Source organism: Marinovum sp. PR37 (assembly GCF_028807375.1).
Classification (GTDB): domain Bacteria; phylum Pseudomonadota; class Alphaproteobacteria; order Rhodobacterales; family Rhodobacteraceae; genus Marinovum; species Marinovum algicola.
Genome location: NZ_JARAML010000006.1, coordinates 179,151 through 201,125, shown reverse-complemented (window position 1 = coordinate 201,125; position 21,975 = coordinate 179,151). Strand labels below are relative to the sequence as shown.

Genomic DNA, 21,975 nt, shown 5'->3' with positions numbered 1-21,975 from the left:
GCCCCGCTTAGCCTTCTATCTAGCGGCCGTCGGGGTCTGGACAAAACCACGCTTGCTCAACTCTGCGTGGCCTTTCTGTAACGTTTGGCGCCCCGGGGTGCCCGGGCTCAGCCATTGAGCTCGGCCACGATGGCCTGGGCCGCGGCGCGCGGATCGCCGGCCTGCCAGACCGGGCGGCCGACGACGATGTGATCGGCGCCGCTGGCCACCGCCGCACCGGGGGTGACGATGCGCTTCTGGTCGCCGGCCGCCGCACCGGCGGGGCGGATGCCGGGGGTGACGATCAGCCGGCCCTGCGCCTCGGGCAGGCCGCGGATCATCGCGGCTTCCTGCGCCGAGGCGATCACCCCGTCGGCGCCCGCCTCCAGCGCGCGGGCGGCGCGGGTGGCGACGATGTCATGAATGTCGCCCGGCGCAATTAGCCCGTCATCGAGATCGTCGCGATCAAGCGAAGTGAGGATCGTCACCGCGAGAATTTTCAGTTCCTTGCCGGCGGCACCCTCCTTGGCGGCGCGCACCACATGCGGATCGCCGTGCACGGTCAGGAAATCGAGATCGAACTGCGCCAGCCCGCGCACCGCGGCCTCGACCGTGGCGCCGATGTCGAACAGCTTCATATCGAGAAAGATGCGCTTGCCCTGTTCCGCCTTCAGCTCGTTGGCCAGCGCCATGCCGCCGCCGGTGAGCATGCCCAGCCCGATCTTGTAGAACGAAACGCTGTCCCCCAGCTTTTCGGCCAGTGCCAGCCCGGCCAAGGCATTCGGCACGTCGAGGGCAACGATCAGGCGGTCATCAGAGGGGGGAAGGGTCATGGCGCAGCTCCGTTGGGCAGGGTCGCGCCTTGTTGGCCGAGTGGCCGCAGGAGGTCAAGCCTCGCGCATACGCACGCGCGCGGGCGCGTGGTTCTACCGCGCTACCGAGGTCACGGACCTGCACGCCATCGGCATACGCACGCGCGCGGGCGCGTGGTTCTACAGATGTAGCTCAGTGCCGCGTGAGGATCTGCTCGAGGTAATTGGGCCGGGCGTCGAGGATGCGGCGGGAGATATCCTCCTGCCGGTCCGGCAGGGGCGTGGCCACACGGCGACGGACCAGCCGGCATTCTGCCGGGCGGTGCCGGCGCCGGGCGCGGGCCACCAATGCCGCCTGCACCTCGTCGGTGTCACTGTCGATGGGGGCGGGGCATTCAACCGAATAGGTGAAGCTCTCGGTGCCCTCCATCAGGGTGACATGCGCCTCGAAACAACCGGTTTCGGCATTGTGGCGGGCGTCGGTGATACGGGTCTTGAACGGCATGCTCCTGCCTCCATCTGTCTGCTCGCGGGGCGTGACCCCTGGCAAGAAAACCCGGCAGGTCCGGGGTTTGTTCCCGCCCACCCCCGGCGCGCCCTGCCCCGCGCCTGGCTCCGGGGCTGTCGGGCGCGGCGCCGCAGAGGCCCCGGCGGACCCATCGGTGCGGGCTGGCAAAGCCTGCACCCGCAGGCTTGAAATGCCGGGCGCCGTGCCCATTTTTCTGTCATAAGGCCCACAAGGGGATGTGCCGCCAAGCCGGGCATCCACATTACCGGGCGCTTGACATGAAGGAGACAGCCATGGACTTGTCGAAGTTCACGGAGCGGTCGCGCGGGTTCATTCAGGCCGCGCAGACCATCGCAATGCGGGAAAGCCACCAGCGGCTCGCCCCGGAACACATTCTCAAAGCCCTGCTAGATGATGAGGAAGGCCTGGCCGCCAACCTGATCAAACGTGCCGGCGGCGCGCCGGAACGGGTGGTGCAGGCCAATGATCTGGCGCTGAGCAAGATCCCCCAGGTGACCGGCGACGCCGGCCAGATCTACATGGACAGCGGCACCGGCAAGGTGCTGGACGAGGCCGAGAAGGTCGCCAAGAAGGCCGGCGACAGTTTCGTGCCGGTCGAACGCATCCTGATGGCGCTGGCGCTGGTCCGCTCCGAAGCGAAAAAGGCGCTGGAGGCCGGGGCGGTCAATGCCCAGGCGCTGAACAGCGCGATCAACGACATCCGCAAGGGTCGCACCGCCGATACCGCAAGCGCCGAAGACGGATATGAGGCGCTGAAGAAATACAGCCTCGACCTCACCGAACGGGCCCGCGAAGGCAAGATCGACCCGATCATCGGCCGCGACGAGGAAATCCGCCGCGCCATGCAGGTGCTGTCGCGCCGCACCAAGAACAACCCGGTGCTGATCGGGGAACCCGGCGTCGGTAAAACGGCGATTGCCGAGGGCCTCGCCCTGCGCATCGTCAATGGCGACGTGCCCGAGAGCCTGAAGGACAAGCGCCTGCTGTCGCTCGACATGGGCGCGCTGATCGCCGGTGCGAAATACCGCGGCGAGTTCGAGGAACGTCTGAAGGCGGTGCTGGCCGAGGTGACGGCGGCCGCCGGCGAAATCATCCTCTTCATCGACGAGATGCACACCCTGGTCGGCGCCGGCAAGGCCGATGGCGCAATGGATGCCTCGAACCTGCTGAAACCGGCGCTGGCGCGCGGCGAGCTGCACTGTGTGGGCGCGACCACGCTGGATGAATACCGCAAGCACGTGGAAAAGGACGCGGCGCTGGCGCGGCGGTTCCAGCCGCTGATGGTGGCCGAGCCGACCGAAGAGGACACGATCTCGATCCTGCGCGGCATCAAGGAGAAATACGAGCTGCACCACGGCGTGCGGATCTCCGACAGCGCCCTGGTCGCGGCCGCGACCCTGTCGCACCGCTACATCACCGACCGTTTCCTGCCCGACAAGGCAATCGACCTGATGGACGAGGCCGCCAGCCGGTTGCGCATGGCGGTGGATTCGAAGCCGGAAGAGCTCGACGCGCTCGACCGTGACATCCTGCAAAAGCAGATCGAGGTCGAAGCTTTGCGGCGCGAGGATGACCAGGCCTCCCGGGACCGGCTGGAAAAGCTGGAAAAGGAGCTGGGCGACTTGCAGGACCGGTCGGCGCAGCTGACCGCCAAATGGCAGGCCGAACGTGACAAGCTGGCCTCGGCCCGCGACCTGAAGGAACAGCTCGACCGCGCCCGCGCCGAGCTCGACATTGCCAAGCGCAATGGCGATCTGGCCAAAGCCGGCGAACTGTCCTACGGCGTCATTCCGCAGCTCGAAAAGCAGCTCTCGGAAGCCGAAGAGCAGGAGCAGGACGGCGTCATGGTCGAAGAGGCCGTGCGCCCCGATCAGATCGCCTCGGTTGTCGAACGCTGGACCGGCATCCCTGCCGGCAAGATGCTCGAGGGCGAGCGCGAGAAGCTTCTGCGGATGGAGGAAGACCTGCACCGCCGTGTCGTCAGTCAGAATCAGGCGGTCAAAGCGGTCTCCAATGCCGTGCGCCGCGCCCGCGCCGGTCTGAACGACGAGAACCGGCCGCTTGGCTCCTTCCTCTTTCTCGGGCCGACCGGTGTGGGCAAGACCGAACTGACCAAGGCGGTGGCCGATTTCCTGTTCGACGACGACAATGCGATGGTGCGTATCGACATGTCCGAGTTCATGGAGAAACATGCCGTTGCCCGCCTGATCGGCGCGCCGCCGGGTTATGTCGGCTACGACGAAGGCGGGGTGCTGACCGAAGCGGTGCGGCGCCGGCCCTATCAGGTCGTGCTCTTCGACGAGGTGGAAAAGGCGCACCCGGATGTCTTCAACGTGCTGTTGCAAGTGCTCGATGACGGCGTGCTGACCGATGGTCAGGGCCGCACGGTCGATTTCAAGCAGACGCTGATCGTGCTGACCTCGAACCTCGGCAGTCAGGCGCTGTCGCAACTGCCGGAAGGCGCGGATTCGGCGCAGGCCCGACGCGACGTGATGGATGCGGTGCGGGCGCATTTCCGGCCCGAGTTCCTCAACCGCCTGGACGAGACGATCATCTTCGACCGGCTCAAGCGCGAGGACATGTCGGGCATCGTCGACATTCAGCTTGCCCGGCTGCTCAAGCGGCTGGCCACGCGCAAAATCGCGCTCGAGCTGGACGAGACGGCGCGCAAATGGCTGGCGGACGAAGGCTATGATCCGGTGTTCGGGGCGCGTCCGCTTAAGCGGGTGATCCAGCGCGCCTTGCAGGATCCGCTGGCCGAAATGCTGCTGGCCGGCGACGTGGCCGATGGCGATCTGGTGCCGGTGAGCGCCGGGTCCGAGGGGTTGATCATCGGCGATCGAGTGGCGGCGACCAACCGGCCACGGCCGGATGATGCCGTCGTTCACTGAGCGAAAGACACCTGAGAGAGACAGACGCGCCGGGGAAACCCGGCGCGTCTTTGCGTTTCAGATCAGGATGGTGTCGCTGTCGAAATTCGCCAGCGTGGCACCGTCGATCAGCAGGCTGTCGCCCTCGGGCGCGGTGATCACCAGCCCGGCTTCGGTCTCGGCAAACGCCAGGTCGGAAAGGTCGCTCACCCCGAGCGCGGTCATGTCGATCAGGTCGTCGCCAGTGCCGTGGCCCGCGACCGTATCCGCGCCGAACCCCGGAAGAAAGACAAAGACATCATCCCCTTGGCCGCCGATCAGCAGATCGTCGCCGGCCCCGCCGGTCAGCGTATCCGCGCCCGACCCGCCGCGCAGCAGATCGTCGTCACCGCCGCCGTCAAGCCGGTCATGCCCGCTGCTGCCGGTCAGGGTGTCCTGCGCCGCGCCGCCGAACAGAACATCGTCGCCACTGCCCCCAAAGAGAGCATCGCGGCCCTCATCGCCGGTCAGGAAATCGTGGCCGCTGCCGCCCGAGAGGCGGTCATTGCCCGCGCCGCCGACCAGTGTGTCATGCCCGGCACCGCCGGCCAGCCTGTCGTATCCGGCGCCGCCGTCAACGCTGTCATGGCCGCCATTGGCCGAAATCCGGTCGTGGCCCGCGCCGCCCAGCACCGTGTCATTGCCGCCGCCGGCGTAGATCGTGTCATCGCCCGCATCGCCGCCGATCAGGTCCGCGCCGCTGCCGCCATAGGCCCTGTCATTGCCGTCGCCGCCGGCGATCGTGTCGTTGCCAGTGCCGCCGTAGGCCGTGTCGTGCCCCGCGCCGCCAAGGATCACATCCGCGCCGGTGCCGCCGTAGAACCTGTCATCTCCGGCGCCGCCATCCAGCGTGTCGCTGCCGCTGCCGCCATTGAGCGTGTCGACCCCCGCACCGCCGTCGAGCAGATCGCTGCCGCTGCCGCCGCGCAGGGCATCGGCGCCCAGGCCGCCGGACAGTACGTCATCGTCGCCGCCGCCGCTGAGGTGATCGTCGCCCGCGCCTCCCTCGAGCGTGTCCGCGCCCCGGTTGCCATGCAGGTAATCCGCCTCGGCGCCCCCCGAGAGCAGGTCATCGCCATATCCACCGCGCAGGGTATCGCTGCCGCCCCCGCCAAAGATCGTATCGGCCGCACCCGTGCCGCGCAGATAATCGCCAAGCGCCGTGCCGGTGATCGGCGAGGTCGCGAAAAGTGTCAGGCTCTTGCCAAAGGACAGGACGTCGGGCAACGCGGGTCTCCTTGTACCGCTCGAATTGGAAACAAATCCGGTTTTTCTCGGTAATTGTGTCCTCTTGAGGGCGGTTCTCGGGCAAAACGGGTTTTCCGGTGGCCCCCGGTGCAGCCTCTGGACCTTGCCCGCCGGCCCGCCTAGTGTCCGCGCGAAGGAGGACGCAAATGGCGACCGGCACAGAGATCCGCACCTATTTCGACGGCCAGTGGCATGACGGCGATGTTGCCGTGATGAAGGCGGCCGATCACGGCAGTTGGCTGGGCTCGACCGTGTTCGACGGCGCGCGCATGGTGAACGGCCTGACCCCCGATCTCGATCGCCATTGCGCCCGGGTCAACCGCTCGGCCGAGGCGCTGATGATCACCCCCACCGTCAGCACCGAAGACATGGTGGCGATCGTCCAGGAAGGTCTTGCGGCCTATGCCCCCGGCACCGCGGTCTATATCCGGCCGATGTATTGGGCGCTCGAGGGGGATTTCCTCGGTGTCGTGCCCAAGCTTGGCGCCACCGGCTTCGCCATTTCCCTCGAGGCCATCCCGATGGCGTCCGAAGAGGCCAGCACGACGCTGACCCGGACCCAGTTTCACCGCCCGGTGCTGGCCGATGCCGTGGTCAATGCCAAGGCCGGCTGTCTCTACCCCAACAATGCCCGCATGCTGGCCGAGGCCCGCGCCAAGGGCTTTGGCAATGCGCTGGTGGCCGATGCGCTGGGCAATGTGGCCGAGACCGCGACAGCCAATGTCTTCATGGTGCGCGACGGCGTGGTCTTCACGCCGGTGGCCAACGGCACCTTCCTCGCCGGGATCACCCGCGCGCGGCATATCGAGAACCTTCGCGCCGATGGCGTCGAAGTGGTGGAAAAGGTGCTGAGCTTTGCCGATTTCCATGCCGCCGACGAGGTGTTTCTCTCGGGCAACATGATGAAGGTCACCCCGGTCACCGGGTTCGACGATACCGTTTATCAGACAGGCCCCCTGACCCGCCGCGCCCGCGCGCTGTACTGGGACTGGGCGGCCTCGCAGCAATAACCAATTGTCCGTAAGGACGAAGGCGGGCATGATCCGTCGCAAGGAGTGGACAGATGCGCAAATTCCTCGTCGTGCTGGATGACAGCCGAGAATGCCTGAACGCGATGCGGTTCGCCGCGATGCGGGCCAACCATACCGGTGGGGGGGTCGAGATTCTCTCGGTGATCCCGCCGGACGAGTTCAACCACTGGATCGGCGTCGGCGAAGTGATGCGCGAAGAGGCGCGCGAGCGCATTCATGCGCATTTCGAGGTCTTCGCCAAATGGATGCGCGACCGGCAGAACGTCGACCCCAAGCTGGTGATCCGCGAAGGCGAGCCGGTGGATCAGATCATCGCCCAGGTCAGCGAGGACCCCGAAATCGGCGTGCTGGTGCTGGGCGCCGGCACTGACAAGCAGGGCCCCGGCCCGCTGGTCACCCAGCTCACCCGCAACTCCGGCCTGCTGCCAATCCCGGTCACGATCGTGCCGGGGGATCTTTCCAAGGAGCGGCTGGAAGCGATCACCTGACCGCCAGCGCTGGCCCTCATCGCGGCCCGCGGGCGGCTCCCGAGGCGGACTCGGCGCTTCACCTTGTCGATACACCGCAGGCCGGCACCCGCAAGGATGCGCCGGGTGCCGCGGTTTAGAACCGTTCCAAACATTGACAATGCCCCGGCGGATGGACATATCTCATCCAAGCGATAAGGACCCTGACCCATGTTCATCCAGACCGAATCCACACCGAACCCCGCAACGCTGAAATTCCTGCCCGGCCAGACCGTGCTGGAAATGGGCACCGCGGATTTCCCCTCGGCCGAGGGCGCCTCGGCCTCGCCGCTGGCGGAGCGGCTGTTTGCGGTCAATGGCGTCGAGGGCGTGTTTTTCGGCCATGATTTCGTGACCGTCACCAAAGCCGAGGCAATGGACTGGGATCACCTCAAGCCGTCGCTTCTCGGCGCGATCATGGAGCATTTCCAATCCGGCGCGCCGGTCATGGCGGGCGATGCCGCAGGCCCCTCGGGCCATGCCGAGCATTCCGGCGAAGATGGCGAAATCGTCAGTCAGATCAAGGAACTGCTCGACAGCCGGGTGCGCCCGGCGGTGGCACAGGATGGTGGCGACATCACCTTCCACGGCTTCGAGCGCGGCGTCGTGTATCTGCACATGCAGGGCGCCTGTGCCGGCTGCCCCTCGTCGACGCTGACGCTGAAGATGGGCATCGAGAACCTGCTGCGCCACTATATCCCCGAGGTCACCGAGGTGCGCCCCGTCGCTGTCTGAGCGGCGGCGCGGATAGTCCTGATGTCTGAACCGCTGGTTCTGGGATTTGACACATCGGCCGCGCATTGCGCGGCCGCTTTGCTGTGCGCCGACCGGGTTGTCGCGCAACACGCCGAAGACATGGGCCGCGGCCAGGCCGAACGGCTGTTTCCGCTGCTCGAGGAACTGCTGGCCGAAGGCGGCGTCACCTGGCGCGACCTGACGGCGCTTGGCGTCGGCACCGGCCCTGGAAATTTCACCGGCATCCGCATCTCGGTCGCCGCCGCCCGCGGGCTGGCGCTGTCGCTGGGTCTTCCGGCGGTGGGCGTCTCGGCGTTGGAGGCGGCGGCCTTCGGCCTGCCCGAGCCGGTGACGGCGGTGGTCGACGCGCGGCGCGAGCGCGCCTATGTGCAGCGGTTTCCCGACGGCGCTCCGGGCCTGGTGGCGCTGGCGGATTTTGCCCCGGAAACCGCGATCACCGGCCCCGGGGCCGCGCTGCTGAGCGCCCGGACCTTGCCCCAGCCGGTGCCGATAGCCGAAGCCATCGCCCGGATTGCCGCGCAGCGCTTTGCCACCGAGACCCGCCCGCCGGCGCCGCTCTACATTCGCCCGGCCGATGCCGCACCGGCGCGCGATCTGCCGCCGGAGATCCTCGATGAGGCCTGAGGCTCTGGCGGCGCTGCACGCCGCCGCCTTTGCCCCCGCCCGCGGCTGGAGCGCCGCTGAATTCGACAGCTTTCTGGCCGATCCCGCCTGTCTTCTGGTGGCCCGCCCCGAGGGATTTGCCCTGGCGCGGGTGACACTGGACGAGGCCGAGCTTCTCACCATCGCGACCGATCCCGCCCGGCGCCGCCAGGGCGTCGCGCGCGGGCTGCTTGGCGCGCTCTTCGGCGGACTGGCCGGGCGCGGCGCCGAGACGCTGTTTCTGGAAGTGGCCGAGGACAATGCCGCCGCCCGCGCGCTTTATGCCGGCGCGGGCTTTGCGATGGCAGGCCGGCGCAGGGGCTATTACCCGCGTCGCGACGGCGCCGCCGCCGATGCGCTGATCTTGCGCCGCGCGCTGGGCTAACCCCCGGTTTCCGCAGCGGAACTGCACAAGAATCGGTTGACCCTTTGCCGGCAACCCGGCCTTAATTGGCCATGATCCGGGGCAGCCCGGGCAAGAGACCTTTGCCCGGGGGGCTACCCCGAGGCATACCAACGGGAGCAACCATATGACATTCATGCATAAAGTACTTGCCACCACGGCCGCGATGGCGCTGTCTGCCGGGGCGGCGCTGGCCGAACCCGCGCTGATTTTTGACCTCGGCGGCAAATTCGACAAGAGCTTCAACGAAGCCGCCTTTGCCGGCGCGCAGCGCTGGGCCGAAGAAACCGGCGAAAGCTTCCGCGAGATCGAGCTGCAATCCGAGGCCCAGCGCGAACAGGCGCTGCGCCGCTTTGCCGAAAACGGCAACAACCCGATCGTCATGACCGGCTTTGCCTTTGGCAACGTGCTGTCGGAAGTGGCCCCCGATTACCCCGAGACCAAATTCGCCATCATCGACATGGTGGTGGACGAGCCCAACGTGCGCTCGGTGGTGTTCAACGAGCACGAGGGGTCTTACCTCGTCGGCATGATGGCGGCGATGGCCTCTGACAGTGGCACCGTCGGCTTTATCGGCGGCATGGACATTCCGCTGATCCGCAAGTTCGCCTGCGGCTATGCCCAGGGCGCCAAGGCGGTCAACGGTGACATCACCGTGCTGTCGAACATGACCGGCACCACGCCGGCGGCCTGGAACGACCCGGTGAAAGGCTCGGAGCTGACCAAGGCGCAGATCTCCCAGGGCGCCGACGTGATCTATGCCGCCGCCGGCGGCACCGGCGTCGGTGTGCTGCAAACCGCGGCCGACGAGGGCATCCTCTCGGTCGGCGTCGACAGCAACCAGAACTACATGCACCCCGGCAAGGTCCTGACCTCGATGCTGAAACGGGTCGACAACGCGGTCTATGACGCGATGACCCAGGGCGAGGCGCTGGAAACCGGCATCAATGTGATGGGCGTCGGCAATGGCGGCATCGACTACGCGCTGGACGAGCACAACGAAGCGCTGGTCGGCGAGGCGATGAAAACCGCCGTCGATGAAGCCAAGGGCAAGATCGCCAGCGGCGAGCTGACGGTGCATGATTACACCTCGGACGACAGCTGCCCGGATCTGAACTTCTGATCCCCGCGCGAGACTGAAACCGAAGCCGCGCCCGCAATGGCGCGGCTTCTTTGCATCTCCCGAGGCCCGAGACCCGGGACCAAGCCGGCGGACATTCGCGCGCCGGGATTTCTCGCCGCTCTCTGCGCCGCCGGCCGCCCGACGCCCGGCCCCGGACTGACAAAACGCACAAGTCGCACCAGGCCCCGCCCTGCCGCCACGGCACGGGGCATTTGCCTCTTTGCAAATCCGTCCAGCTTTGCAACTCTGACCAGGATCACGAGGACAGACCGGATGACCCAGACCGCCCCCGCCATTGAACTCAAAGGCATATCCAAGGCCTTTGGCCCGGTTCAGGCCAACAAGGACATTTCGATCCGCGTGATGCCGGGAACGATCCACGGCATCATCGGCGAGAACGGCGCCGGCAAATCGACACTGATGTCGATCCTCTACGGCTTCTACAAGGCCGACGCCGGCGAGATCTTCATTCAGGGGCAGAAGACCACCATCCCCGACAGCCAGGCCGCCATCGCCGCCGGCATCGGCATGGTGTTTCAGCATTTCAAGCTGGTGCCGAATTTCACCGTGCTGGAAAACGTCATTCTCGGGGCCGAGGACGGCGAATTGCTCAAACCCTCGCTGGCCAAGGCGCGCGAGGCGCTGACCGATCTGGCAGCGGAATACGAACTCAAGATCAACCCGGATGCCGTGGTCGAGACACTTTCGGTCGGTCACCAGCAGCGGGTCGAGATCCTCAAGGCGCTGTATCGGCAGGCCGATATCCTGATCCTCGACGAACCCACCGGCGTGCTGACCCCGGCCGAGGCCGATCAGCTGTTCCGCATCCTCAACCGGCTGCGTGAAGAGGGCAAGACGATCATCCTGATCACCCACAAGCTGCGCGAGATCATGGATATCACCGATACGGTTTCGGTGATGCGCCGCGGCGAGATGACCGCCACGGTCAAGACCGCCGAGACCGACCCTGAGGCGCTGGCCGAGCTGATGGTGGGCCGCAAGGTCCTGCTCCGGGTGGACAAACAGCCGGCGGAGCCCGGCGCTCCGATCCTTCAGGTGCGGGGGCTGCGGGTTGTCGATGGCGACGGGGTCGAACGGCTCAAGGGCATCGACCTCGAGGTGCATGCCGGCGAGATCCTCGGCATCGCCGGGGTGGCCGGCAATGGCCAGTCGGAATTGCTCGAAGTGCTGGGCGGTTATCGCGACGCCACCGGCGAGGTGCGGCTCAACGGCGACGTGATCGGCCTGACCGGCAAGAAATCCGATGGCCAGTCGCGCCGCAAGCGGGGCATCGCCCATGTGCCCGAAGATCGCCAGCGCGAAGGGCTGATCATGGATTACCACGCCTGGGAAAACGTGGCCTTCGGCTATCACCACGACGCGGCCTATCAATCCGGCATTCTGATGAACAATGCCGCGATCAAGGCCGACACCGAACGCAAGATGGAGAAATTCGACGTCCGCCCGCCCGATCCCAACCTTGCCGCCAAGAATTTCTCGGGCGGCAACCAGCAGAAGATCGTCGTCGCGCGCGAAATCGAGCGTAATCCCGACCTGCTGCTCGTGGGCCAGCCGACGCGCGGCGTCGATATCGGCGCCATCGAGTTCATTCACCAGCAGATCGTTTCCCTGCGCGATGCCGGCAAGGCGGTGCTGCTGGTCTCGGTCGAGCTGGACGAGATCCTGTCGCTCGCGGACCGGGTGGCGGTGATGTTCGACGGGGTGATCATGGGCGAACGGCGCGCCTCGGAGACCGACGAGAAGGAGCTGGGGCTGCTGATGGCCGGGATCACCGAGATGCCGGACAAGCCGATCATCGACGCGGTCGAAGAGCAACTGGCGGCCAAGGAAGCGCGGGAGGCCGAGCAACATGGGTGAGACAGGTTCCCGCGCGTGGGATCAAGGCCCGAGGCCGCCGCGAGATCACCCGACTGCCGCCCGGGGCGGCGATTTCGCAAGTTTGGCGCTCTGTTCCGAACTCCTGCGGATTTGGCGCCATAAAGTGGCCCGAAGCGCCGTCGGTTCACCCCCTCGCGGGGCGGCGATCGCGCGGCTTCACGCCTGGTTACTCAACGACGGAGACCCGCTCCATGGATAGAATGCCCCATTGGGCCGATGCCGTCCTCGTGCCGCTGATCTCGCTGATCCTCGCGGCGATCCTGTCGGCGCTGGTGATCATCGGTATCGGCGAAGACCCGGTCGCCGCCTTCAACCTGATGGTCGAAGGCGCACTGATGCGCTCGGCCGGCTGGGGCTACACGCTCTATTACGCCACCAACTTCATGTTCACCGGCCTCGCCGTGGCCGTCGCCTTCCATGCGCGGATGTTCAACATCGGCGGCGAGGGGCAGGCCACGTTGGGCGGGCTCGGGGTGGCGCTGGTACTGCTCTACATTCCCTGGCCGCACTGGTCGCTGGCGCTGCTGGCCGCAACCCTGGGGGCGGCCGCCTTTGGCGCGGTCTGGGCCTTCATCCCGGCCTACCTTCAGGCCAAGCGCGGCAGCCATATCGTGATCACCACGATCATGTTCAACTTCATCGCCGCCGCTTTTCTCAACTACGTTCTGGTCAACCTGTTGCGGCCACAGGGCGCGATGGACCCGGCGACCGAGAAATTCCCCGAAGCCACCCATCTGCCCACCTTCCGCGACATGTTCTCGAGCGCCGAGACCATCATGTTTCGCGGTGCGCCGGCCAATGTCACCTTCTTCCTTGCCGTGATTGCCTGTCTCGTGGTCTGGCTGCTGCTCTGGCGCACCCGTCTGGGCTATGAGATCCGCGCCTTCGGTCATTCCGAGAGCGCGGCGAAATACGCCGGCATCTCGCCGGTGCGCATCACCGTCATCGCCATGCTGATCTCTGGCGCGCTTGCGGGCATGATGGCGCTCAACACCACCCAGGGCGAAAGCGAACGGCTGATCCTCAACGCGACCGAGGGCGCCGGCTTCATCGGCATCGCCGTAGCACTGATGGGGCGGTCGCATCCCTTTGGCGTCTTTCTTGCCGCGATCCTGTTCGGCTTCCTCTTTCAGGGCGGGGCCGAGCTGGCGCTCTGGACCAATATTCCGCGCGAGCTGATCGTCGTCATCCAGGCTCTGGTGATCCTCTTCACCGGCGCGCTCGACAATATGGTGCGCATGCCGCTGGAACGTGTCTTCCTGGCGCTGCGCCGGAAGGAGGGCTGAGCCATGGATCTTTTCACCATCCTGCAAGTGCTCGATTCCACCGTCCGGCTGGCGACGCCGCTGCTTCTTGCCTGCCTCGCCGGGCTGTTTTCCGAACGCGCCGGCATCTTCGACATCGGCCTCGAAGGCAAAATGCTGGCGGCGGCATTCTTTGCCGCCGCGCTGGCGGCAATCACCGGCTCGGTCTGGCTCGGGCTGCTGGCGGGCATTGCCGCCTCGCTGATGCTCTCGGCGATCCACGGGCTGGCCTCGATCACCTTTCGCGGCAACCAGCTGATTTCCGGCGTCGCCATCAACTTCCTTGCCGCCGGGATGACCGTGCTGATCGCGCAGGATCTGTTCAGCCAGGGCGGGCGCACGCCATCGCTGATCGGCAAGGGCCGGTTCGAACCGATCACCCTGCCCTTCGCCGAAGAAGTCATCGACATTCCGGTGCTCGGTCCGATCTATTACGAACTGATCTCGGGCCACTCCATCCTCGTCTATGTCGCCTTCCTGATGGTGCCGCTGAGCTGGTGGGTGCTGTTTCGCACCCGCTTCGGCCTGCGCCTGCGCGCCGTGGGCGAAAACCCGGCGGCGGTCGATACCGCCGGCGTCTCGGTCGTCGGGCTGCGCTATGCGGCGGTAGCGATCTGTGGCGTGCTCTGCGGCATCGCAGGTGCCTATCTGGCGACCGGGCTTCAGGCCGGCTTCGTCAAGGACATGACGGCCGGTCGCGGCTTCATCGCGCTGGCGGCGCTGATCTTTGCCAAGTGGCGGCCGTGGTATGCGCTTTATGCCTGTCTGCTCTTCGGCCTGCTGCAAGCCGTGGCTCTGCGCTATCAGAACATCGATCTGGGCCTCATCACCCTGCCGGTGCAGTTCATGGACGCGCTGCCCTATGTGCTGACCGTGGTAATCCTCGCAGGCTTTGTCGGCAAGGCGATCCCGCCGCGCGCCGGCGGCCAGCCCTACGTCAAGGAGCGCTGACCGCCAGGGGCCGACATCTCGCAGGCGCAGCACGAATTGCGCCTGCGAATCCTTTTGCGACAGATTCCTGCAAAACCGTCCGCACCAGAGACATTTTTTCCTTTCCCTCAAAGATTGCACAACCATAACGAGTATTTACGGAAATCTTTTCGCAGAAGACACAACATCAAACCGCTTCAACCTGACCCGTCGTCAAAAAAAATGCCGCAACGCGGAAAAACTTGCCTTCAGAGGCCGCCGGCCCGCTTGCAAAGCCCTCTGAGTTGCGGCTAGAGAACCGCATGCAAATATACCTGCCTATAGCCGAAGTTTCGGTAAACGCCTTCCTGCTCCTCGGGCTGGGCGGCATGGTGGGCGTCCTGTCTGGCATGTTCGGCGTGGGCGGCGGCTTTCTGATGACGCCGCTGCTGTTCTTCATCGGCATCCCGCCGGCGGTTGCCGTGGCCACCGAGGCCAACCAGATTGTCGCCTCTTCCTTTTCTGGCCTCCTGGCGCATCTCAAGCGAAAGACCGTCGATCTCCGAATGGGGGTTGTCCTCCTGATCGGCGGCCTGATTGGCGCCGCGGTGGGTGTATTTGTCTTCAACTACCTGAAATCCTTGGGCCAAGTCGATCTTCTTGTGCGCCTCTGTTATGTCGTGTTCCTCGGCATCATCGGCGCGCTGATGTTCATCGAAAGCCTGCGCGCGATCCGCAAGATGCGCCAGTCCGGCGGCGTCGCTCCGGCCAAGCGCAAGCATCGCGGCTGGGTCACCGCGCTGCCGTTCAAGATGCGCTTCCGCACCTCCGGTCTTTATATCTCGGTGATCCCGCCGATCATGGTGGGGGTGCTTGTCGGCATTCTCGCGGCGATCATGGGCGTCGGCGGCGGGTTCATCATGGTGCCCGCGATGATCTATATCCTGCACATGCCGACCAAGGTCGTGGTCGGCACCTCTCTCTTTCAGATCATCTTCGTCACCGCCTTTACCACGCTGCTGCACGCCACGACGAACTTTACCGTCGACATGGCGCTGGCGGTCCTCTTGCTGGTGGGCGGTGTCATCGGCGCCCAGATCGGCACCCGGATCGGTGTCAAGCTCAAGGCCGAGCAACTGCGCATCCTGCTGGCGATCCTGGTCCTCGTGGTGTGCGGCAAACTGGCGCTCGACCTGCTGCTGCAACCCGGTGAGCTGTATTCCATCGGCGATGTGGAGGGCCATTGATGCTGCGACTGGCCGCCTTCCTGCTTTGCCTGCTCACCCCGCTTGGTGTCACCGCCCAGACCGAAGCCGTCGAAGAAGACGTGGTTCTGGGCCTGTCGCAGAAGCGGGTTCGCATCACCGCCAATTTCGACGGCTCCGAAATCCTGTTGTTTGGCGCGATCAAGCGCAATGCGCCGCAGCCCGAGGGCGAGCTTGACGTGATCATCGCCATTGCCGGCCCGTCCGAGCCGGTGGTGGTGCGCCGCAAGGAGCGGCGCTTCGGCATCTGGATCAACACCGAGTCGGTCGATGTCTCGGCGGCACCCAGCTTCTATGCCGTGTCCTCCTCGCGTCCGCTCGACGAAATCCTGAGCGAGAACGCAAACAACCAGTACCGGATCACCGCCGACCGCGCGGTCTGGACGCTGAAATCCGAGGCCGCCTTTGCCGAGGCCGTGCTGCGAATCCGCAGCAACAACGGACTGTATCAGCGCAACGAGGGCGCAGTGGAAGTGGCCGAACAGGCGCTGTTCCGCAGCACTGTCCAGATGCCGGCGAACCTGACCGAAGGCCCCTATATCGCCCGCGTCTTCCTGGTGCGCGATCAAAAGGTGATCTCGCTGCACCAGACGGTGATCGATGTGCGCAAGGTCGGGCTGGAACGCTTCCTGTTCAACCTGTCGCGCGAACAACCACTGATCTATGGTTTGCTGTCGCTGGCGATTGCCATCGCCGCCGGCTGGGGCGCCTCCTCGGCCTTCCGTCTGCTCAACCGGGGATGACCCGCGCGCGCGGCGCATACCCCTGGCACACCGCCCTGCCCACCCGCTGGGCCGACAACGATCAATACGGCCATCTCAACAACGCGACCTATTTCTCGCTTTTCGACACCGCGCTGACCCTGTGGCAGATCGAGACCGGCTTTCTCGGCGAGACCGTGGATTCGCCCCGTTTTCTGGTGGTCGAAAACGGCTGTCGCTTTTTCCAGGAGCTCCGCTTTCCCGATCTGATCCATGCCGGCCTGCGCTGTGGCCGCATCGGCACCAGCTCTTTCACGCTGGAATTGGCGCTGTTTCGGGGCACCTCCGAAGAGGCCGCCGCCACCGGCTTTTTCGCGCAGGTGCAGGTCGATGCCCAAAGCCACCGCCCCAGTCCGCTTGACGCGCCCCGGCGCGCACTGCTCGAAGCGATCGGCTGAGCCTTACTTGCGGTAGCGAAACACCCCGGTGCCGGTGGCAATCGCCGTGCCATCCACATCCAGCACCTTGCCCTCGGCAAAGAAAGTCGACCGGCCGCCGCCGGTCTTGCGGGCTTCGGCGACGAGCCGACTGCCTTGCGGCCGTGACAGGTAATTGACCGAGAGGTTCAGCGTCAGGCACATCTGCCGCCGCGCCGGATCGCCGGTGTAACATCCGGCAAAGCCCATGGCGGTGTCGAGCAGGCTGGCATGCACCCCGCCGTGCGGCGCACCATGGCGATTGCGGGTGAACGCGGCGAGAGACAGCTCGACCCGGGCGAAATCCGCCTGCCATTCTGTCAGGTCCATGCCGATATGGCTGCCCCAGGGCGAGGGGGTTTCCCAATCGGCGGCGGTGTCATCGCGCATCTGCGGCCTCCAGTCCCAATTCGGCAAAGCGCGGCACGAAGGCGCCAAGCCTGCGGCCCTTTTCGGGGTTCGAGGCGCTGCCGTCCAGAGCCCTTTTCTTGACCCCCTGAAGGATCGCCGCCATGCGAAAGAAGGCAAAGGCCAGGTAAAAGCCGAAACTGTCCGGCGGGTCGATCCCCCGGCGGTCGAAATAGCTGGCAAGAAAGGCCGCGTCGTCGGGCAGGCCCAGCGCCGCACGGTCGAGGCCGGCCAGCCCCCGGCCCTCTTCGCCGGGCGGCAACTGCCATTGCATGATGACGCCGGCCAGATCGGCAAAGGGATGGCCAAGGGTGGACAGTTCCCAGTCGAGCACGGCGCGGATCTCGGGCGCTTCCCGGGCAAAGAGAAGGTTGTCGATCCGGTAATCGCCATGAACAAGGCAGCGCTGGCCGTCCTCTTCCGGCAAATTGCTCTCGAGCCAGAGGATCAGCCGGTCCATTTCGGGCAGCGCACCGGTTTCGCTCGCCCGGTACTGCTTGGTCCAGCGGGCGAGCTGCCGGACATAGTAATCGCCGGGCGGACCATAATCAGACAGGCCACAGGCGGCGAGGTCGACCTCGTGGATGGCGGCAAGAATGCGATTCATCTCGGCCATATGCGCACCGCGCTGGTCCGGCGTGGCGCCAGGCAGTGAGGGGTCAAGGATCACCCGGCCGGGGACATGCTCCATGACATAGAACATCGCGCCGAGGATGCTGTCGTCGTCGCAGAGCGCCAGTACGCGGGCAACCGGCACATCGGTGTCGGCCAGCGCCTTTTGCACGCGGAATTCGCGGTCGACGGCATGGGCGGACTTCAGGAGCTGGCCCGGCGGCTTGCGGCGCAGCACGTAATCCGCGCCGGGGGTCGTGAGGCGGAAGGTCGGGTTCGACTGGCCACTGGCGAATTTTTCCACCGCGACTGGGCCCTGGAAGCCGGCGATATGGTCAGCCAGCCAGGGGGTCAGGCGCGAAAGCGCATCGCTGTCCATCAGCTCGGCCTCCCCAGGACTGCCCGCCCGGCCTCAGGCCGGGCGCATTCCGCGCCGATCCCGGGCGGGCGCAGTCCTCTGTCGCGCTGCCATTCACCCATTGCGATACTTCCGCAGCTCGGCCCGCGCCACCTGCCGGCGGTGCACCGCGTCGGGCCCGTCGGCAAAGCGCAGGGTGCGCACATGGGTCCACATATGCGCCAGATCGAAATCCTGCGAGATGCCGGCCGCGCCGTGGATCTGCATCGCCTCGTCCAGCACACGGCCGGCCATCAGCGGCGCCACCACCTTGATCTTGGAAATCCACGGCTGCGCCGCGCGCACCCCCGCCGTGTCCATCATCCAGGCCGCCTTGAGGCACAGAAGCCGCGCCATCTCGATCTCCATCCGGGCGTCGGCGATCCTGTCGAAATTGCCGCCCAGCTCGGCCAGCGGCTTGCCAAAAGCCTCGCGTGTGAGGCCGCGACGGCAGATCATCTCGAGCGCCTTTTCCGCCTGGCCGATGGCGCGCATGCAATGGTGGATGCGCCCTGGCCCCAGCCGCCCCTGCGCCACCTCGAAGCCCCGGCCCTCGCCCAGGATCACGTTCTCGGCCGGGATGCGCACATCGGTGAAACGCAGGTGCATGTGGCCATGCGGCGCGTCGTCCTGGCCAAAGACCTGCATCGGGCGCAGCACCTCGATCCCCGGCGTCTCGGCATCCAGCGCGAACATCGTGTGCCGCTGGTGCTTCGGGGCCTGGGGATCGGTGCAGGCCATCAGGATATAGACCTTGCAGCGCGGATCGCCGGCGCCGGAGATCCACCACTTTTCGCCATTCAGCACGTAATCGTCGCCGTCGCGCCGCGCGGCAAAGGCGAGTTGGGCCGCATCGGACGAGGCGATATCGGGCTCGGTCATCACATAGGCCGAACGGATCTCGCCCTCGAGCAGCGGCGCCAGCCAGCGATCCTTCATCCATTGCGGGCCGTAGCGTTCAAAGACCTCCATGTTGCCGGTGTCCGGGGCGTTACAGTTGAACACTTCGGCGGCGATATGCACCTTGCCCATCTCCTCGGCGAGATAGGCATATTCGACCGTGGTCAGCCCCTGGCCGCGGGTGCTGTCGGTCAGCCAGAAATTCCAGAGCCCGCGGTCGCGGGCGCGGGCCTTGAGGGTTTCGAGAATCTCGATCTGCCGCGCGCTGTGGCGGAACCGGTCGCCCGAGGAATGCCGGCCCACTTCTGCGTGGAACTCCCGGTCCAGCGGCGCGATCTCGTCCCGCACCATTGCGCGCACCGCCTCGACCAGCGGGCGCACCCGGTCTGTCATACCAAGATCCATGGATTATCCCTTTCGCAGATCGGGGTGTGTGTATTCGGCAAAGCGCGCGCGCAGCTGCCGCTTGGAGACCTTGCCGGTGGCGGTCAGCGGCAAATCTTCGGCAAAGACCAGATCGTCGGGCATTTGCCACGCGGCGAACCGCGTCTGCATCAGGTCGTGAATCTCCGACAGCCCGGGGCGGTCATCGCCGGCGGGCACCACCACCAGCAGCGGCCGCTCGTCCCATTTCGGATGCGGCACGGCGATCACGGCGCAATTGGCCACCCCCGGATGCGCCATGGCGCAATTCTCGAGGTCGATCGAGGAAATCCACTCGCCACCCGATTTGATCAGGTCCTTGGCGCGGTCCTGGATCGACAGGAAGCCCTGCGGATCAAGCGTCGCCACATCGCCGGTGGCCAGCCAGCCCTCGGCATCGAAGGCCTCCCTTGTGGCGGCGTCATTGGCGAAATACCCCGAGATGATGGTGTTGCCGCGCACATGCAGTTCGCCCACGGAAGTGCCGTCATGGGGCAGCGGGGCGCCATCCGCATCGGTGATCTTCATCTCGCAGCCGAACACCCGGCGGCCCTGCTTGGCCTGAAGATCCAGCCGGTCGTCCAGCGGCAGGGCCTGCATCGCGGCATTGAGGATGCCGTGGGTGCCGACCGGGCTCATCTCGGTCATGCCCCAGGCGTGGCAGACCGACACCCCTGCCGTCTCGAACCGTTCGATCATCGCGCGCGAGGCGGCGGAACCGCCGATCACCACCTGCGAGAACCCCTTGGGATTGCCGCCGCGCCTGGCGATCTCTGCCTGAAGCCCGAGCCAAACGGTGGGCACGCCCCAGGCCGAGGTCACCTCTTCCTCGTTCATCAGCTCCCAGAGCGCATCGCCCGCCAGCCCCGGCCCCGGCATCACCAGCGAGGCCCCGGCCAGCGGCGCGGAATAGGGCAGCCCCCAGGCGTTGACGTGGAACATCGGCACCACGGGCAGGATGCGCGCGCCCTCGGTCAGCGAGGACCGCAGCGCCAGGGTGATGGCAAAGGCATGCAGCACCGTCGAGCGATGCGAATAGAGCGCGCCCTTGGGGTGGCCGGTGGTGCCCGAGGTGTAACACAGGCCGATGGCAGCGTTCTCGTCGGTCTCGGGCCAATGGTAGGTCTCGGGCTGGCCAGCCAGCAGCTCTTCGTAGCAGATCAGGTCGAGCGGGCTGTCGGGCATATGCGCCCGGTCGGTCATCACGATCAGGCGGATCCCCTCGGGCAGTTGCGGCGCCAGCGCCTCGAGGATCGGCACGAAGGTCAGATCGGCACAGATCGCGGCATCCCCGGCGTGGCCGATGACATAGAGCATCTGTTCCGGCGAGAGCCGCGGGTTGATGGTATGCACCACCGCGCCCATGCCGGCGGTGGCGTAGTAGAGCTCGAAATGCCGATGGGTGTTCCAGGCCAGGGTCGCGACCCGGTCGCCCGGCACAATGCCCAGCCCGGCCAGCCCATGCGCAAGCTGCGCGGTGCGCGCCAGGGTCTCGGGGTAGCTCTGCCGGTGACGCCCGCCTTCGCACAGCGCCGAGACCAGCCCGGCCTCGGGGAAGATTTCCGCCCCATATCGCAAGAGTTCAATCACTTGCAGCGGGCGCTGCATCATTTGACCCATCATGGGGCGTCCTCCCTTTGGCTTGCTCTCCCGGCGGCCTAGGTGACAGTCTGGCGGCGAAGCGCGCCGCGGTGCAACAGATTTCGGAAAAGGACTGAACGTAAGATGGTCGTAGAACGTGTGGTATTGGCAGCAAGGCCCGAAGGCGAAGCAGGGCCGGAACATTTCCGGCTCGAGCAGGCGGAGATGCCGGCCCCGGGCGCAGATGAGGTATTGGTCAAGGTCAGCCATCTGTCGCTCGATCCCTACATGCGGGGGCGGATGAGCGATGCGAAATCCTATGCCGATCCGGTGGCGGTGGATGCGGTGATGACCGGCCAGGGCGTGGGCCATGTGGTCGAGAGCCGCGCCGAAGGCTTTGCCGAGGGCGATCTGGTGACCGGCATGACCGGCTGGCAGAGCCACGCGGTGCTGCCGGGCAAGGAGCTGCGCAAGCTCGACGCCGATCTCGCGCCGTCGACCGCGCTCGGGGTGCTGGGGATGCCGGGCTTTACCGGCTGGACCGGGATGACCAAATACGGCCGGCCACAACAGGGCGAGACGCTGGTCGTCGCCGCGGCGACCGGGCCTGTGGGATCGATGGTCGGGCAATTGGCGAAACGCGCCGGAATGCGCACCGTGGCCATTGCCGGCGGGGCCGAGAAATGCCGCATCGCACAAGAGACCTTCGGTTTTGACACCGCGATCGATCACCATGCCTTTGACGAGGTGGCGGATCTGCGCGCGGCGATTGCCGCTGCCGCGCCCGATGGCGTCGATGTCTATTTCGAGAATGTCGGCGGCGACGTCCTGCGCGCGGTGCTGCCCCTGCTCAACACCCATGCGCGGGTGCCGGTGATCGGCACCGTCGCCTGGTACGAGGGCGTTTCCACCGACGGGCCCGACACCCTGCCCGCCCTCTGGCGTCAGGTGCTGGTCAAGCGGCTGAGCATCCAGGGGCTGATCATCTTTGACCACTGGGACGATTTCCCCGCCTTCCTCGACGAGGTCGCGCCGCTGGTGAAATCCGGCGGCGTCACCTGGCTCGAGGATGTGGCGCAGGGGCTGGAGAACGCGCCGCAGGCGTTTCTCGACATGCTCAGGGGCGGCAACCTCGGCAAGCAGATCGTGGCGCTCTGACCGG

The 21,975-nt window shown here is 66.1% G+C and carries 21 protein-coding genes; 14 read left to right on the top strand and 7 right to left on the bottom strand.

The features are described 5' to 3' along the window. Window positions 1-107: 107 nt before the first annotated feature. Window positions 108-812 carry an orotidine-5'-phosphate decarboxylase gene (gene pyrF, locus PVW49_RS07810; protein ID WP_274590274.1) on the bottom strand — a complete coding sequence of 235 codons (705 nt, stop codon included), beginning with the start codon at window positions 810-812 and terminating at the stop codon, window positions 108-110. Between the two features lie 172 nt (window positions 813-984). After that, on the bottom strand, window positions 985-1,296 hold the full coding sequence (locus tag PVW49_RS07805) for a hypothetical protein (protein WP_074837015.1): 312 nt from the start codon (window positions 1,294-1,296) through the stop codon (window positions 985-987). A gap of 296 nt (window positions 1,297-1,592) precedes the next feature. Here PVW49_RS07805 and clpB point away from each other — a divergent pair, with 296 nt between their 5' ends. Beyond that, complete coding sequence (gene clpB, locus PVW49_RS07800) at window positions 1,593-4,211, top strand: ATP-dependent chaperone ClpB (RefSeq protein WP_274590273.1); 2,619 nt, start codon at window positions 1,593-1,595, stop codon at window positions 4,209-4,211. A 57-nt stretch (window positions 4,212-4,268) separates the two neighbouring features. Here clpB and PVW49_RS07795 read toward each other — a convergent pair whose 3' ends face one another. Continuing rightward, window positions 4,269-5,456 carry a calcium-binding protein gene (locus PVW49_RS07795; RefSeq protein WP_274590272.1) on the bottom strand — a complete coding sequence of 396 codons (1,188 nt, stop codon included), beginning with the start codon at window positions 5,454-5,456 and terminating at the stop codon, window positions 4,269-4,271. A 167-nt stretch (window positions 5,457-5,623) separates the two neighbouring features. Between PVW49_RS07795 and PVW49_RS07790 the strand changes: the two genes are divergently transcribed. From PVW49_RS07790 to PVW49_RS07735, 12 genes are all read left to right on the top strand, one after another. Next, a complete protein-coding gene (locus PVW49_RS07790) occupies window positions 5,624-6,487 on the top strand; it encodes a branched-chain amino acid aminotransferase (RefSeq protein ID WP_274590271.1) in 864 nt (287 codons plus the stop codon). A gap of 53 nt (window positions 6,488-6,540) precedes the next feature. Beyond that, window positions 6,541-6,996 (top strand): universal stress protein, encoded by a 456-nt coding sequence (locus PVW49_RS07785; protein WP_048529528.1) that lies wholly within the window; start codon window positions 6,541-6,543, stop codon window positions 6,994-6,996. 189 nt (window positions 6,997-7,185) lie between these two features. After that, window positions 7,186-7,749 (top strand): NifU family protein, encoded by a 564-nt coding sequence (locus PVW49_RS07780; RefSeq protein ID WP_048529526.1) that lies wholly within the window; start codon window positions 7,186-7,188, stop codon window positions 7,747-7,749. Window positions 7,750-7,767: 18 nt separating this feature from the next. Further along, a complete protein-coding gene (tsaB, locus tag PVW49_RS07775; RefSeq protein ID WP_274565895.1) occupies window positions 7,768-8,394 on the top strand; it encodes a tRNA (adenosine(37)-N6)-threonylcarbamoyltransferase complex dimerization subunit type 1 TsaB in 627 nt (208 codons plus the stop codon). Then, window positions 8,384-8,797, top strand: coding sequence for a GNAT family N-acetyltransferase (locus tag PVW49_RS07770; protein ID WP_274565799.1), 414 nt, complete (start codon window positions 8,384-8,386; stop codon window positions 8,795-8,797). The genes tsaB and PVW49_RS07770 overlap by 11 nt, the downstream gene beginning before the upstream one ends. Before the next feature lie 145 nt (window positions 8,798-8,942). Beyond that, window positions 8,943-9,938, top strand: a complete 996-nt coding sequence (locus tag PVW49_RS07765; RefSeq protein ID WP_274565800.1) for a BMP family lipoprotein — start codon at window positions 8,943-8,945, stop codon at window positions 9,936-9,938. A gap of 273 nt (window positions 9,939-10,211) precedes the next feature. Further along, window positions 10,212-11,816 (top strand): ABC transporter ATP-binding protein, encoded by a 1,605-nt coding sequence (locus PVW49_RS07760; RefSeq protein ID WP_274590270.1) that lies wholly within the window; start codon window positions 10,212-10,214, stop codon window positions 11,814-11,816. A 212-nt stretch (window positions 11,817-12,028) separates the two neighbouring features. Further along, the gene (locus PVW49_RS07755) at window positions 12,029-13,123 is read left to right on the top strand and encodes an ABC transporter permease (RefSeq protein WP_048529518.1); all 1,095 of its coding nucleotides are present in this window, start codon (window positions 12,029-12,031) and stop codon (window positions 13,121-13,123) included. 3 nt (window positions 13,124-13,126) lie between these two features. After that, window positions 13,127-14,092 carry an ABC transporter permease gene (locus PVW49_RS07750; protein WP_048529516.1) on the top strand — a complete coding sequence of 322 codons (966 nt, stop codon included), beginning with the start codon at window positions 13,127-13,129 and terminating at the stop codon, window positions 14,090-14,092. 281 nt (window positions 14,093-14,373) lie between these two features. Beyond that, a complete protein-coding gene (locus PVW49_RS07745) occupies window positions 14,374-15,297 on the top strand; it encodes a sulfite exporter TauE/SafE family protein (protein WP_048529515.1) in 924 nt (307 codons plus the stop codon). Beyond that, window positions 15,297-16,058, top strand: coding sequence for a TIGR02186 family protein (locus tag PVW49_RS07740; RefSeq protein ID WP_074837007.1), 762 nt, complete (start codon window positions 15,297-15,299; stop codon window positions 16,056-16,058). The genes PVW49_RS07745 and PVW49_RS07740 overlap by 1 nt, the downstream gene beginning before the upstream one ends. Further along, window positions 16,055-16,474 carry an acyl-CoA thioesterase gene (locus tag PVW49_RS07735; RefSeq protein ID WP_048529511.1) on the top strand — a complete coding sequence of 140 codons (420 nt, stop codon included), beginning with the start codon at window positions 16,055-16,057 and terminating at the stop codon, window positions 16,472-16,474. The genes PVW49_RS07740 and PVW49_RS07735 overlap by 4 nt, the downstream gene beginning before the upstream one ends. Window positions 16,475-16,477: 3 nt before the next feature. On the opposite strand, the gene PVW49_RS07730 is transcribed toward PVW49_RS07735, so the two are convergent. The 4 genes from PVW49_RS07730 to PVW49_RS07715 all read right to left on the bottom strand — a co-directional run bounded on the left by PVW49_RS07730 (window position 16,478) and on the right by PVW49_RS07715 (window position 20,855). Continuing rightward, window positions 16,478-16,882, bottom strand: a complete 405-nt coding sequence (locus PVW49_RS07730) for a PaaI family thioesterase (protein ID WP_274590269.1) — start codon at window positions 16,880-16,882, stop codon at window positions 16,478-16,480. Continuing rightward, window positions 16,872-17,891, bottom strand: a complete 1,020-nt coding sequence (locus tag PVW49_RS07725; protein ID WP_274590268.1) for a phosphotransferase family protein — start codon at window positions 17,889-17,891, stop codon at window positions 16,872-16,874. The genes PVW49_RS07730 and PVW49_RS07725 overlap by 11 nt, the downstream gene beginning before the upstream one ends. Before the next feature lie 93 nt (window positions 17,892-17,984). Continuing rightward, entirely contained in the window at window positions 17,985-19,214 is a 1,230-nt protein-coding gene (locus PVW49_RS07720; protein ID WP_274590267.1) for an acyl-CoA dehydrogenase family protein, read from the bottom strand. A gap of 3 nt (window positions 19,215-19,217) precedes the next feature. After that, complete coding sequence (locus PVW49_RS07715; protein WP_274590266.1) at window positions 19,218-20,855, bottom strand: long-chain fatty acid--CoA ligase; 1,638 nt, start codon at window positions 20,853-20,855, stop codon at window positions 19,218-19,220. 102 nt (window positions 20,856-20,957) lie between these two features. Here PVW49_RS07715 and PVW49_RS07710 point away from each other — a divergent pair, with 102 nt between their 5' ends. Next, window positions 20,958-21,971, top strand: coding sequence for an NADP-dependent oxidoreductase (locus tag PVW49_RS07710; RefSeq protein ID WP_274590265.1), 1,014 nt, complete (start codon window positions 20,958-20,960; stop codon window positions 21,969-21,971). Window positions 21,972-21,975: the final 4 nt, after the last annotated feature.